Genomic DNA, 12,470 nt, shown 5'->3' with positions numbered 1-12,470 from the left:
TTCAGTAGGGAGCAGAGATGAAGGACGAGCTGAAACGCTTTTTGAACTAATTGCAAAAAGCAGATAGCTCTTATTGTGTCGATAAGAGCTTGATTAATTCATTGTTTGATGACTCTGCCTGTTAAAAAAAAATTAAACTATGGCAATATATAGTGCTGCGGTTAAGAAGCCGGTAACAACGGTCATGATATTTGTGGCCGTTATTTTATTCGGGTTCTATTCGTTAAAATATCTTCCTATCGATATGTATCCCGAAGTGGATCCGCCCTACGTAACAATAATGACCGTTTATGCAGGGGCTAATGCGGAAGAGATTGAAACTAACATAACCAAGACCATCGAAGATGGCTTGAACTCCGTTGATGACCTTGAAGAGATATCATCTGTATCACGCGATAACATGTCGATCGTCACACTGGAGTTTAGTTGGGAGATTGATATTACCGAAGCAATGAACAATGTGCGTGATGCATTGGATCCAGTGAAAGATCAGCTGCCCGATGGTTGTGATACACCATTGCTTTTCCGAATGTCAACAAGTATGATGCCTGTACTCTTCTATGCCGTAAGCGCTGATGAGAGTTTTAGCGGACTCGAAAAAATTATTGACGAAAAGCTCATCAACACACTTAACCGTGTGGATGGCATCGGTAGTGTGAGTGTGCTGGGTGCACCGGGGCGCCGTATTTATGTTGATTGCGACCCGCAAAAATTAGAAGCTTACGGCTTGTCAACCGCCCAAATAGGACAAGTGATTGCTGCTGAAAACCTGAATATGCCATCAGGGCATATCAAAATGGGCAACTTTGACTACCAGTTGCGCATCGAGGGTGAATTTAGAAGTTCTGACATTATCGAAAACCTGGTTGTGAGTCGGGTTAATGGCAAAACAATCAAAATTAAGGATGTTGCAGTAGTTAAAGATAAAGGGCGCGAAGTGGAAATGATTAACCGCTTTAAAGGCAGCGATGGCATGCGTTTAATGGTTATGAAGCAATCAGGAGCCAATACTGTTGCAGTGGGAAATGAGGTTAAGCGTGTTGTGGAAGCAACGGCGGGCGATTTGCCTCCTGATGTCAAATTCCACCTGCTATACGACTCTTCCAATGATATTCAGAAATCCATCAACAACCTGTCTCAAACATTTATGTTTGCTTTGATATTTGTTGTGATGGTTGTGCTGTTGTTTTTAGGGCGATGGAGGGCCACGTTTATTATTGCGTTAACAATTCCAATATCGCTAATCATGGCATTCATCTACCTTTATGTGTCAGGAGGGTCGATTAATGTTATTTCACTATCATCCCTTTCTATCGCCATTGGTATGGTGGTGGACGATGCTATTGTGGTGCTTGAAAATATTATAAAGCACATTGAACGTGGCAGTTCACCACGCGAAGCGGCCATTTATGCAACTAAAGAAGTGTGGCTATCGGTAATCGCAACAACCCTTGTTGTGGTAGCCGTATTCTTTCCACTAACATTAGTTGGTGGGCAGCCCGGAGTGCTCTTTAAGCAGTTAGGCTGGATTGTTACAATAACCGTAGTCACATCTACCCTGGCAGCTGTTACCCTTACGCCCATGCTGAGTGCAAAAATGTTAAGGCTCAGAGAAAAAGTCAATGGAAAAACCTCGTGGTACGATCGTACTGTAATACCTGTATTGGATAAAATTGATGAGCTATACGGAAGTGTGGTTCGCTGGAGCATCTCCCATAAAAAAGTCATTATTCCTGCCATGCTGCTGGTATTTGTTGGAACAATGCTGCTGGCCCGCTTTGTGAAGTTTGAAAACATGCCTGAGCAGGATTTGGGCATGATGACGATTAACTTTGAATGCCAAACCGGTACGCGGGTTGAAAAAACAAATGAAGTGGCCGAGGAAGTCGAGTCATACATTCTTAATGAAATGGAAGATGAGCTGAAAATGACTTTTATATCATCCGGCTCTGATGAAGACGGGGGAATTTCGGCTATTTTCGGCGCATCGGGTAGCCACGTTGTGGAAATGCGTGTTAAACTGGTCGATTTGGCCGATAGAGAACGATCAATCTGGGAGTTGGCCGACCTGATTCGTTCAAAAATGGCGTCAATGCCCGAAATCGTCAGCTACAATGTTTCGACTCAATCGCAGGGCATGAGTGCATCCAATACCGTGGATGTTGAAATTTATGGCTACGATTTTCAAACCACCACTACTTTTGCCAATCAGGTTGCTGAACGGCTAAAAACGCTCGAAGGAGCCGATGATATTTCCATATCGCGTGAGCGCGAAAAGCCCCAGTTACAAGTGCTGTTCGACCAGGATAAGCTGGCCGAATATGGGCTGACAACCGCCTCGGCCTCCACGGCTGTTAACTACGCCATGCGCGGACTTACAGCTTCTAAGTTCAGAGAGGAAGGTGAGGAATACGATATTGTGGTGAGGTACAACGATGCCAACAGAACATCGATTGCTGATATTGAGAATATTAGTATCCAGAGTCCACTGACCGGTAGCCTTATTAAGCTGACCGAAATAGGACATGTGGAAGAATACTGGGCCACTCCAACCATTGAGAGAAAAACCCGCCAGCGCATTGTGACTGTATCGGCGGCTCCGGCAAAAGGAAAAGTGCTTTCGGACGTGGCAGCCGCGGTAACTACTGAGCTTGAAGACATTGATATACCCAATAACGTGTCTATAGAAATTGGTGGTGCTTACAAAGATATGCAGGAGAATAATGCCGATTTGGGCTTGTTGTTTCTCATAATTGTGATGCTGGTGTTTGTGGTGATGGCCTCTCAGTTCGAGTCTTTGGCCATGCCTTTAATTATTATGACATCGATTATTTTCTCATTTTCAGGGGTAATTATTGCTTTGCTTCTAACCAATACCACAGCTTCGATGGTCGCCATTTTGGGAGCTATCCTTTTGGTGGGTATTGTGGTGAAAAATGGTATTGTGATGATTGATTTTATTAACCTGCTGCGCGAACGGGGTATTGAGTTGCATGAGGCGGTGGTAACGGCTTGTAAGAGCCGCTTGCGCCCTATTCTAATGACCGCCATGACCACGGTGTTGGGTATGTTGCCAATGGCGTTGAGCGTGGGTGAAGGGTCAGAAATGTGGGCACCAATGGGTATCACTGTAATTGGCGGCTTGCTGTTTTCAACGATTATTACGCTCATCATTATCCCTTCGGTTTATGTGTTAATGGCGGTGAAGGGCAGTCGAAATAAGAAAGCACAGGTTTATAAAAAATTCAAATTCCTGGATAAATAAAATTGGTGAGTTGATTGCAAGCCTTCGGGCTTGCAATGGCTGGCTGAAAGGTATAATGGTACACCGTTAAAAGAGATTTACAATGAAATCAGTTTTTATAGTATATAATCAGGCAAATACCGAACGAGTGGAGTATATGCTGGATCACCTGCAGATAAGAGGTTTTACCATGTGGGATGAGGTGAAAGGACGAGGTAGCGACAGTGGGGAGCCGCGAATGGGAACGCATACCTGGCCCGAAATGAACTCGGCAGTGATGGCCATTGTTGAGGATAGCAAGGTTGAAGTGCTGCTTGATGCCGTTAAAAAGCTCGATAATATCAACCACGAAGTGGGCGTAAAAGCTTTTGTGTGGGATATTCTGCAAATGGTATAACAGGAGGCAAACAAACACTGCTTGTTTGACACTAAGAGTATCTTCAAGAGATAGGTTAAATGCAAAGATCCCGTTATAGACGGGATTTTTGTTTTTAATAGCTTTTGTTTTGTTAGAAGCAAAGGCCACTAGCGGCCTCAATGACCATATCAGTCTTCCAGCGGCATGTTTATGTGCGAGCTTGTAAACAATACGATGTTTTTAGTTCGATAAGTCTGGTTTAATCCTGTCCTGCCTGGTGACATTATGCACGCCTTTTATCTTCATAATGTTAAGTATGAGGTTGTTGAGGTCTTCTGTATTGTGGATGTACAGATAAATGTTTCCCTCAAAAATGCCATCGTGGCTCTCTACGTTGATGGAGCGCATATTTACATTCTGATCTTCAGAAATAACTTTCGTGATCTTACTCACAATACCCATCTGGTCGATGCCTGACAGGTTAATCAGGGCCAGGTAAGATAATATTTTATGCGATTCCCATTGCGCCGATACAATTCGGTTGCCCTGGCTCGACATCAGTTTCAAAGCGATGGGGCACTTGCGGCTGTGGAGAATTATTTTGTCGCTATCATCCAGAAAAGCCAGAATATCGTCACCGGGAATTGGGTTGCAACATTGGGCAATGCTAAACTGGTCCTGCTCGTCATTATCAGATAGGACCAGCTGCTTTTTCTTTTCAGGCTTCTCTTTAGGCAGCTCTTCGGCTTTGTTGTTCGACATGCCAAAGTTGAGCTTCCAGTAGCGGATCCATTTATTGCGCGATTTGGTACTCAGTATTTTATGGAGGTTGTTTAGCTTGATGCTTCCTTTTCCAATTTTGAAGTAGAGCTCGTCTCTTTTCGAAATTTTATGGAAATCGAGAATCTTCTTCAGGATACGCGAATTAATGGTCAGTTTCTTCTTGTGAAGCTCTTCTTCCAGCAGGCGTTCTCCTTTCGCAATAATGGCTTTTCGCTCGTCCTTAAAAGCACTTTTGATGCGCGTTTTTGCTTTGGCGGTTGTTACAAAACTTAGCCAGTCGTACTTGGGCTGTTGTTTTTCGGAGGTGATGATTTCGACCTGATCGCCACTTTTTAGCTGATGACTTAATGGAACCAGCTTAAAATTGACTTTGGCACCAATGCATTTATAGCCAATGTCGGTGTGTATATCAAAGGCAAAGTCCAGTGCGGTAGCGCCCTTCGGCAATACTCTGACATCGCCTTTGGGCGTGAAAATCATTATCTCAGAGGCAAACAGATTGAGTTTGAAGTCGTCAAGAAACTCCAGAGAGTCGGCATCGGGATTGTCCAAGAGCTCTTTTATCATCTCCAGCCACTTGTCCAACTCCGACTCTTTTTCTTTAGAACCTTTATATTTCCAATGAGCCGCAAAACCGCGTTCAGCAATCTCGTCCATGCGGGTGGTCCGAATCTGAATCTCTACCCATTTACCATCAGGACCCATCACGGTGCTGTGCAAGGCTTCGTAGCCATTAGCTTTGGGTGTTGAAACCCAGTCGCGTAAACGATCCGGTTTTGGCTTGTAAATGTCTGTAATCATTGAGTAGATGGCCCAGCACTGCGTTTTTTCAGGCAAATGACTTTTGGGCTTAAACACCACTCTAATGGCCAGCACATCGTATATTTCCTCAAAAGGGAGATCCTTTTTTTGCATTTTGCTCCAGATGGAGTAGACCGACTTGTGCCTGCCCACCACATCAAACTCATAGCCTTCTGCTTTTAGGCGCTGTTCAATAGGCGCTTTAAAGTTGTTGATAAACTCTATGTGCTGCTCTTCGCTGATTTTTACTTTTTGACTTAAACTGGTAAAAACCTGAGGCAGCTCGTATTTCAAGCTTAAATCTTCGAGTTCTGTTTTAATGGCATACAGCCCCAGTCGATGCGCCAGTGGCGCGTAGAAGTATAGGGTTTCGCCCGCAATTTTGAGCCGTTTGTGTTCTGGCATCGAATTGAGGGTTCGCATATTGTGCAGGCGATCTGCCAGCTTAATGAGAATAACCCGAACATCCTCAACCATCGTGAGCAACAGCTTTCTGAAGTTTTCGGCCTGGATAGATGATGACTGATCGAATACTCCTTCCAGTTTGGTCAGCCCGGCCACAATGGAAGCAATTTTTTCGCCAAAAATATTCTGAAGATCTTCAACGGTGTAGTCAGTGTCTTCCACCACATCGTGGAGCAAAGCCGCAATAACGCCTTTGGTGCCAAGGCCTATTTCCTCGGCAGCAATGCGGGCTACTTCAATGGGATGTAAAATGTAAGGCTCTCCTGATTTGCGTCGCATTCCCATGTGGGCTTCGTTAGCCAGCTCAAAAGCTTTTGTTACCAGCTTTTTATTTTCCGGGGTTTGACAGCGCGGACAAGCGTTGATGAGCGCATTAAACTGCTCACGTATCATTTTATCTTCTTCTTCCCAATCAGCTTTTGTCATGCAGGTATTCGTTAAGCCATCTAAAATACTTATTTCCTTTCATTGTAACAAAGGATCGGAATGACTTGTTGCACATGGTTTTTGTTATATAACTATTTTAGCTTTCTAACAGGTACGGGTTGTCTTCGGATGGGTTTTGAAACCGCCAATTATTTTCCCGCCACAACGCTTATGATGCGCTCCTCTTTAAAATATTTTTGGGCCAAACGCTGTAATTCATCCGATGTAATATTGATTAGCACCTTAAAGAAGTCCTTAAAATAATCAGGTGAAAGATTCAGGTCGATTAAGCCACGGTAATTATCCGATGTCGCAAAAGGACCGTCAAAATTCCGAATCATATCACCGATCAAAAAGTTTTTCACCAGTTGAAGCTCCTCATCTCCAATTTTTTCATCTTTTAGCTTTTGGAGTTCATGGTGAATCTCTTTAACCGCCAGCTCCCGGTTTTCGGCTTTAACATCAGAACTGATAATTAAAAAGCCGGCATGTTTATAGGTCATAATAAACGAGGAGATGCCGTAGGTGAGCCCCTTTTGTTCACGAATGTTTGTCATCAGGCGCGAGCCAAAATAACCACCTAAAATCGTATTCAATATTTGCATCCCATGAAAATCGGGATGTGTTTTGTTGAATAGGGGAACGCCTATTTTAATGGCCGATTGCACAGCGTCAGCTTTCGGCACAAACAATTCCCTTTCGGGTTGTATATTTTGTGGAGGCTCATTATCAGGCAGAGGATGGCCATTGTACCAGTGTTGGCCGAAATGCTGATTTAGCAACTGTTTCAGCTGTTTGCCCGGCTGCCCCGACACAATTATGTGTGTGCCTTGTGGGATGTAAGCTTTTTGGTGAAATGCAACAATGTCTTCGCGCGTAAGCTGCTCAAAGTCCTCCAAATTTAGGTAGTTGCCATACGGGTGTTCTTTACCGTATAAATTTTGGGTAAAGGCTCTGGTGGCCAATGTTTTTACTTTGTCACTTTCAATAAGAAACTCTTGCCTGCGCTTGTTTATCAGCGTATTAATTTCTTTTTGCTCAAAGCTGGGGTTCTTAATAATGTCTTCCAGTAAAGCCAGCGTTTCAGGCAGAAAATGGGAGAGGGTAACCAGTGTCACAATGGAATGATGAAACTGGGCCTGCTGACCAATAAAGGCCCCGTAGTAGTCTATTTTCTCAGATATTTCGGCCCCACTGAATTGGCTGGTTCCTTCGGTAAGAGCTTTGCCGGTGATAGATGATAGAAGTGGCTTATTGGCCTGCACCGAGCCTGCGGGGAACAGAAAGTCGAGTTTAGTAACTTCCTGTGAGCCGGCTTGCATCAAATGCACCTGAATGCCGTTATCCAGCTGAAAGGTTTCTATAGGTAAAAGCTCAAACGTATTGATGGTTTTAAATTCGGGAGCTGTGCTTCTGTTTAGTTGCATTTTATTGTTTTGAGCGATAGTACAAAGTGGAACAGTTATTCGGGTTGAATGTGGCCTGTGCTGCATTAAGAATAGCCTCTCTGGATACAGCCTGGTATTTATTCACTTCCTCATTAATATCTTCTGCTTTACCCAGCAGCTCAAAAGCAGCCAGGTTCATGGCTTTATTAAGGAAGTTGATTTCTGAAAAAACCAGTGATGATTCTATCTTATTTTTCACTTTTTGCAGTTCATACTCACTAACCATTTCACTACTTATCTTATCTAGCTGCTGGTTAATCGCCGTTTCGGCCTGGCTCATCGTTGTGCCGGGCAATAAACGGCCTGTTACAGTGAATAAGCCCGGATGATGATCGCCTGATATATAGGCGTTCACTTCACTAAAGAGTTGTTGCTCTTTGGTAAGCGTTTGTATCAGGCGCGATGATGGCCCGTTTGATAGAATATCCGACACTAAATCAACCGAATAGAAATCGTCATCAGTGCGGCTGCCAATGTGATACACTTTATGAATCATATCTGCCGGCACTGGCCGTTCAACATCCAGATGGCGTGCTTCTGTTTGAACTGGTTCGGCAGGAATTATCATCTTCTCCAGCGAGCGGTAAGGAATATCACCAAACCATTTTTGAGCCAGCTTAAACACTTGGTCAGGATCCACATTGCCACTCACGCATAGCACAGCATTGTTAGGCGCATAATGGCTAAAAAAGAATTGCTTGACATCGTCCAATGTGGCATTCTCAATGTGCGCTATTTCTTTGCCAATGGTTGGCCACTGATAGGGGTGAACCTTATAGGCCAGTGGACTTATTAACAAGGGGATGTCGCCATATGGTTGATTCAGGTAGCGTTGCTTAAACTCCTCAACCACTACCTTGCGTTGCACTTCCAGACTGGCTTCCGAGAAATCCAGTTCCAGCATTCGATCCGACTCCAGCCAGAAACCTGTTTCGAGGTTAGCTGCCGGCAGCGTCAGGTAATAATTTGTGATGTCGCAACTGGTCCAGGCATTGTTGTCACCACCTACATTTTGCAAGGGTGTATCGTATGAAGGGATATGCTTGCTGCCACCAAACATCAGGTGCTCAAAAAGATGGGCAAAGCCTGTTTTGTCAGGATGCTCGTTTTTTGAGCCTACGTTATATAAAACATTAATGGCTGCCAGTGGGGTGCTTTTGTCAACGTGCACCACCACACGCAGTCCGTTGGACAGTGTCAGCTTTTGTATGTTTATCATTAAAAATTAAATCGTTGATGAGATGTTGTTTCTTCTTTTACCTGATGGTACTCATAGAGCAGGGCTTTGAAAACTTCGCTAACAGGCTTGATGTCACTAATTAAAGAGGCTACCTGGCCAATTTCCAGCTCCCCTTCGGTGAGGTCACCTTCAAATATACCTTTTTTAGCTCGTCCTCTGCCCAATAATTTCTGCAGGTCCAGTATTGATGCACAATTTTGTTCGGCCTTTTGTACCTGCTCGAAAAATGCATTTTTTATCAGGCGCACCGGAGCCAGCTTTTTGAGTGACAGCATGGTGCCACCCTCGCCTGTTTCAACCACCAGCTTTTTAAATGCTTCATGGGCCGATGACTCTTCTGTAATGGCAAACCGTGAGCCAATTTGTACGCCGTCGGCACCTAAAGCCAGAGCTGCAAAAATGCCTTTGCCGGTTCCAATACCACCCGCGGCAATAAGAGGCAGTGAGGTTTGTTGTCGAATAGCAGGAATCAGGGTAAGCGTTGTGGTTTCTTCACGGCCGTTGTGACCGCCCGCTTCGAATCCTTCGGCTACAATGGCATCAACACCCGCCTCTTCGCATTTTTTTGCAAATCGCCCATTGGCAATTACATGCACCACTGTAATGCCTTTTTCTTTCAGAAACCCGGTCCATTTAGCTGGGTTACCAGCCGAGGTGAAAACAATTTTCACGCCTTCTTCCACAATAATATCCATCAGCTCGGTGATATTAGGATAGAGCAGTGGCACATTAACGCCCCAAGGCTTGTTGGTTGCTTTTTTCATTTTTTGGATGTGTTCGCGCAGCACATCCGGATACATGGAACCGGCCCCCAAAAGGCCCAATCCGCCATTATTACTAACAGCGGACGCGAGACGCCATCCGCTGCACCAAACCATTCCTCCCTGAATTATCGGGTATTGTATATTAAAAAGCTCTGTAATTGTTTTTTGCATAGTTATATGTTTGAAATCAGAATCCGACTTCCTATATCAACTATCAATTCGGCGTTTGGTTCGGTTAATTTTCTTTTTAAAAGCTTTCATTTCACCTTCGAACATATCGTAGGCCACATATTTACATTCCAATGGGCCGTTGTAAAGGGTGTATTTCGAATCTGGTCGGAGCCCTATGTATTTCAATGCCTCAAAGTTGGAAGTGATGATCCAGGCTTGCCAGTCAGTGAAGTTTTTCTTCAGGTGCGAACCAATCTTTTTGTAAAACTCATTGATGTTATCCTTGGTCAGTCGTTCCCCATAAGGCGGGTTAGTAATCATCATGCCACGAGGTGCAGGAGGCATGTTGTCATCCATGTTCGAGCGAATGATTCTAATCTGGCGATTCAGGCGAAAATCCAGCGAGGCTGTTTTGGCCATGTCCACGGCCTGAGGGTTGTTATCGCCACCAACAATGTTCACCTTTGGATAGCGTACTTTATTTTCGGCCTCGGTGTGTATTTTTTCCCAGAGTGCTTTATCGAAATCGGCCCACGACATAAAGCCAAAATGTTTGCGTTTTAGGCCAGGAGCCATCTCACAGGCCATCATAGCGGCTTCCATAAGAATGGTGCCGGTACCACACATGGGGTCGAGCAAAGGAATATCTTTGTGCCATTTGGCGATTTTAAGCATGCCCGCAGCTAATACTTCGTTAAGTGGAGCTTTGTGAAGCGGGTTACGATAGCCTCGGCGGTGAAGCGATTCAACCGAACTGTCCAGCGAAATAGTGAACTGGTCGTGCGATACATGCACATTTATCTGCAAATCGGGGTTTTCAATGTCAATAGATGGGCGTTCGCCGCTTTTTGCTCTGAACTGGTCAACTATGGCATCTTTGGTTTTGAGCGCAAGGTATTTTGTGTGCTTGAAAAAGTCGGAGAATGCAACTGCATCAATAGCAAAGGTGTTTTTTTCTGAAATGTACGCCGACCAATCAAACTTGTAAATATTCTGATAGAGTTCCTCTTCGTTTTTGGCTTTGAAGGTTAAAACCGGAACAAGCACTCGTAAAGCGGTTCGCAAGTGTAAGTTGGCTTTATAAAGCACTTCTTTATCGGCTGTGCAGGTCACTGCCCTTTTAACGGGTGTTACATCATTGGCTCCAATTTCCCTTAATTCGTCAGCCAATACTTCTTCTAAACCATGAAAGGTTTTAACTAATAACTTCATGCGAACACGTTTTTCAATAAATACGTTTTGTCTGTTATTCATTTAATAACAGATTATTATAACAGATGAATTGTTGTTTTTACTCTATCTTAAAAAGAGCTGCAAAGGTACGAAACTTAGTTCAACATCTGCCTTAAATAGTTTGATTCAGGCCTTATTTTTTACAATTCTTAACGTTATTTGTGAGTCAGCTTTTAAGAATATCTGTTGGTGTAGCCATCTTCTTGCTCAACCGTTTGTCCATAAAGGTGCCTGAAAAGATTAATCCACCAATGATGCCCATAAAAATATAGAGCACCTGAGCGCCCATATCGCTATTGCTTATCTGCGTATCCAGAAACAAAGAGCTTAGTCCGATGAATGCTTTACTGCCCGGTACCAGCATTATGATGCCTGGTATGAGGTAAACCAGTCGAGGTACCTTGGTCAGGTGCGTGAATAGCTTACTTACGGCCACTGCTACAATGGTGCCAAAGAAGATACTAACCAGAATTCCGGTGAAGTCGAGTAGCAGCGTTGTGTAAAAGCACACAAAACCAGTTACAATGCCGAGGGGAATATCTTTGGGGCGTACCTTGAACACCGGCATCAGACTTAGCGACAGTAATAAAATGGCAATCAGATCTACCCAGGCCGGAATATCATCGGTGATGACAGGCGGTTGGATATCGATGAATAAGGGAAGAAGAGCCAGTCCCAAAACAACGCCAAAAAACTGTTTAAATAAGGATACCAGTGCATCAAATAGTTTAGCTGTTCCGGAAACCAGACTTTTTGAGGTGATTTCTTCCAGGGCAGTGGTAAGCGACAGGCCGGGTATAAATACAATAATTGAAGCCAATACGGTCATCGACAGGTTCAGCTCAGGGAGCACCATCGAAAGCAAACCGGTGATGATGGTGGCCATAAACGCAACCATTGACTCCAGAGTGCTGCGCAGGTAACTCGAATAGCGAGCCATTAATGTGATGCCATAAACAAGGGAGCCAATGAGCGTTGCTACTATTACAGATAACCAGTTGGTGTTAAGTAATATGCAAAATGAGCCGGCCGAAACCATGAATGACAATAATTCGACGAGTTTGCCATAGCCACTCTGTGTGTTTTGCAACCCTGCCAACTGACTATTTGCTTCTGTAAACGAAAGCTTATTCGATATCACATTGTTGGTAATTTCAACCACCTCAGATAAGGCCCCCAGGTTAAGTTCTCCGGGGGGTACACATTCCACATGGCTGTAGGAGTGTTCGTCTCCCTCATAAAATACATAATTAATCCAGGTTGGAGTATCCATAAAGCTGCCTTTAATATCCTTTTTTTCAGATATCTCGGTCAGGTAGAGCTGCGATTTGTAAGATGGAACGCCATAAATGTGCAGCGCCTTGCCAAGCTGGACTATGAATTTGTATTGATGTGGAATCTGCATTGAATGAGTGTGTTATGCTAGTTGTGTCAAGTGCAAAAGTAGAGAAGTTTGCCGAGATAATCGGCCTGATTCAACATTATTTGCTAATAAAAGTATTTTAAATATCTTTGCATCTATATATCTAGATGTATA

General features: G+C 44.0%; 7 protein-coding genes and 1 pseudogene. 2 read left to right on the top strand and 6 right to left on the bottom strand.

Annotated features, from left to right (window positions below; all coding sequences use genetic code 11):
* Positions 1–139: 139 nt before the first annotated feature.
* A complete protein-coding gene (locus ACSX1H_RS12375) occupies positions 140–3,265 on the top strand; it encodes an efflux RND transporter permease subunit (protein ID WP_439184347.1) in 3,126 nt (1,041 codons plus the stop codon).
* 82 nt (positions 3,266–3,347) lie between these two features.
* On the top strand, positions 3,348–3,641 hold the full coding sequence (locus ACSX1H_RS12370; protein ID WP_439184346.1) for a PG0541 family transporter-associated protein: 294 nt from the start codon (positions 3,348–3,350) through the stop codon (positions 3,639–3,641).
* Positions 3,642–3,842: 201 nt separating this feature from the next.
* On the opposite strand, the gene ACSX1H_RS12365 is transcribed toward ACSX1H_RS12370, so the two are convergent.
* The 6 genes and pseudogenes from ACSX1H_RS12365 to ACSX1H_RS12340 all read right to left on the bottom strand — a co-directional run bounded on the left by ACSX1H_RS12365 (position 3,843) and on the right by ACSX1H_RS12340 (position 12,338).
* Positions 3,843–6,077 carry a RelA/SpoT family protein gene (locus ACSX1H_RS12365; protein ID WP_439184345.1) on the bottom strand — a complete coding sequence of 745 codons (2,235 nt, stop codon included), beginning with the start codon at positions 6,075–6,077 and terminating at the stop codon, positions 3,843–3,845.
* A 149-nt stretch (positions 6,078–6,226) separates the two neighbouring features.
* The gene (locus tag ACSX1H_RS12360) at positions 6,227–7,504 is read right to left on the bottom strand and encodes a M16 family metallopeptidase (protein WP_439184344.1); all 1,278 of its coding nucleotides are present in this window, start codon (positions 7,502–7,504) and stop codon (positions 6,227–6,229) included.
* A gap of 1 nt (position 7,505) precedes the next feature.
* Positions 7,506–8,744, bottom strand: coding sequence for a M16 family metallopeptidase (locus ACSX1H_RS12355; protein WP_439184343.1), 1,239 nt, complete (start codon positions 8,742–8,744; stop codon positions 7,506–7,508).
* A pseudogene (locus ACSX1H_RS12350) lies at positions 8,744–9,712 on the bottom strand (NAD(P)H-dependent flavin oxidoreductase); the annotation flags it as partial. The pseudogene ACSX1H_RS12350 and the gene ACSX1H_RS12355, both read right to left, overlap by 1 nt.
* 24 nt (positions 9,713–9,736) lie before the next feature.
* The gene (locus ACSX1H_RS12345; protein ID WP_439184340.1) at positions 9,737–10,912 is read right to left on the bottom strand and encodes a THUMP domain-containing class I SAM-dependent RNA methyltransferase; all 1,176 of its coding nucleotides are present in this window, start codon (positions 10,910–10,912) and stop codon (positions 9,737–9,739) included.
* A gap of 187 nt (positions 10,913–11,099) precedes the next feature.
* Positions 11,100–12,338 (bottom strand): threonine/serine exporter family protein, encoded by a 1,239-nt coding sequence (locus tag ACSX1H_RS12340; protein ID WP_439184339.1) that lies wholly within the window; start codon positions 12,336–12,338, stop codon positions 11,100–11,102.
* Between the last annotated feature and the right edge of the window lie 132 nt (positions 12,339–12,470).

This window comes from Carboxylicivirga taeanensis (genome assembly GCF_051851475.1).
Lineage (GTDB): Bacteria > Bacteroidota > Bacteroidia > Bacteroidales > Marinilabiliaceae > Carboxylicivirga > Carboxylicivirga taeanensis.
This window is presented reverse-complemented; position numbering and strand designations above follow the sequence as displayed.

Bases quoted from the DNA above. Each gene is read 5' to 3' on its own strand.
- ACSX1H_RS12375 (WP_439184347.1), top strand. From the start codon at position 140: ATGGCAATATATAGTGCTGCGGTTAAGAAGCCGGTAACAACGGTCATG.
- ACSX1H_RS12370 (WP_439184346.1), top strand. From the start codon at position 3,348: ATGAAATCAGTTTTTATAGTATATAATCAGGCAAATACCGAACGAGTG.
- ACSX1H_RS12365 (WP_439184345.1), bottom strand. From the start codon at position 6,077: ATGACAAAAGCTGATTGGGAAGAAGAAGATAAAATGATACGTGAGCAG.
- ACSX1H_RS12360 (WP_439184344.1), bottom strand. From the start codon at position 7,504: ATGCAACTAAACAGAAGCACAGCTCCCGAATTTAAAACCATCAATACG.
- ACSX1H_RS12355 (WP_439184343.1), bottom strand. From the start codon at position 8,744: ATGATAAACATACAAAAGCTGACACTGTCCAACGGACTGCGTGTGGTG.
- ACSX1H_RS12345 (WP_439184340.1), bottom strand. From the start codon at position 10,912: ATGAAGTTATTAGTTAAAACCTTTCATGGTTTAGAAGAAGTATTGGCT.
- ACSX1H_RS12340 (WP_439184339.1), bottom strand. From the start codon at position 12,338: ATGCAGATTCCACATCAATACAAATTCATAGTCCAGCTTGGCAAGGCG.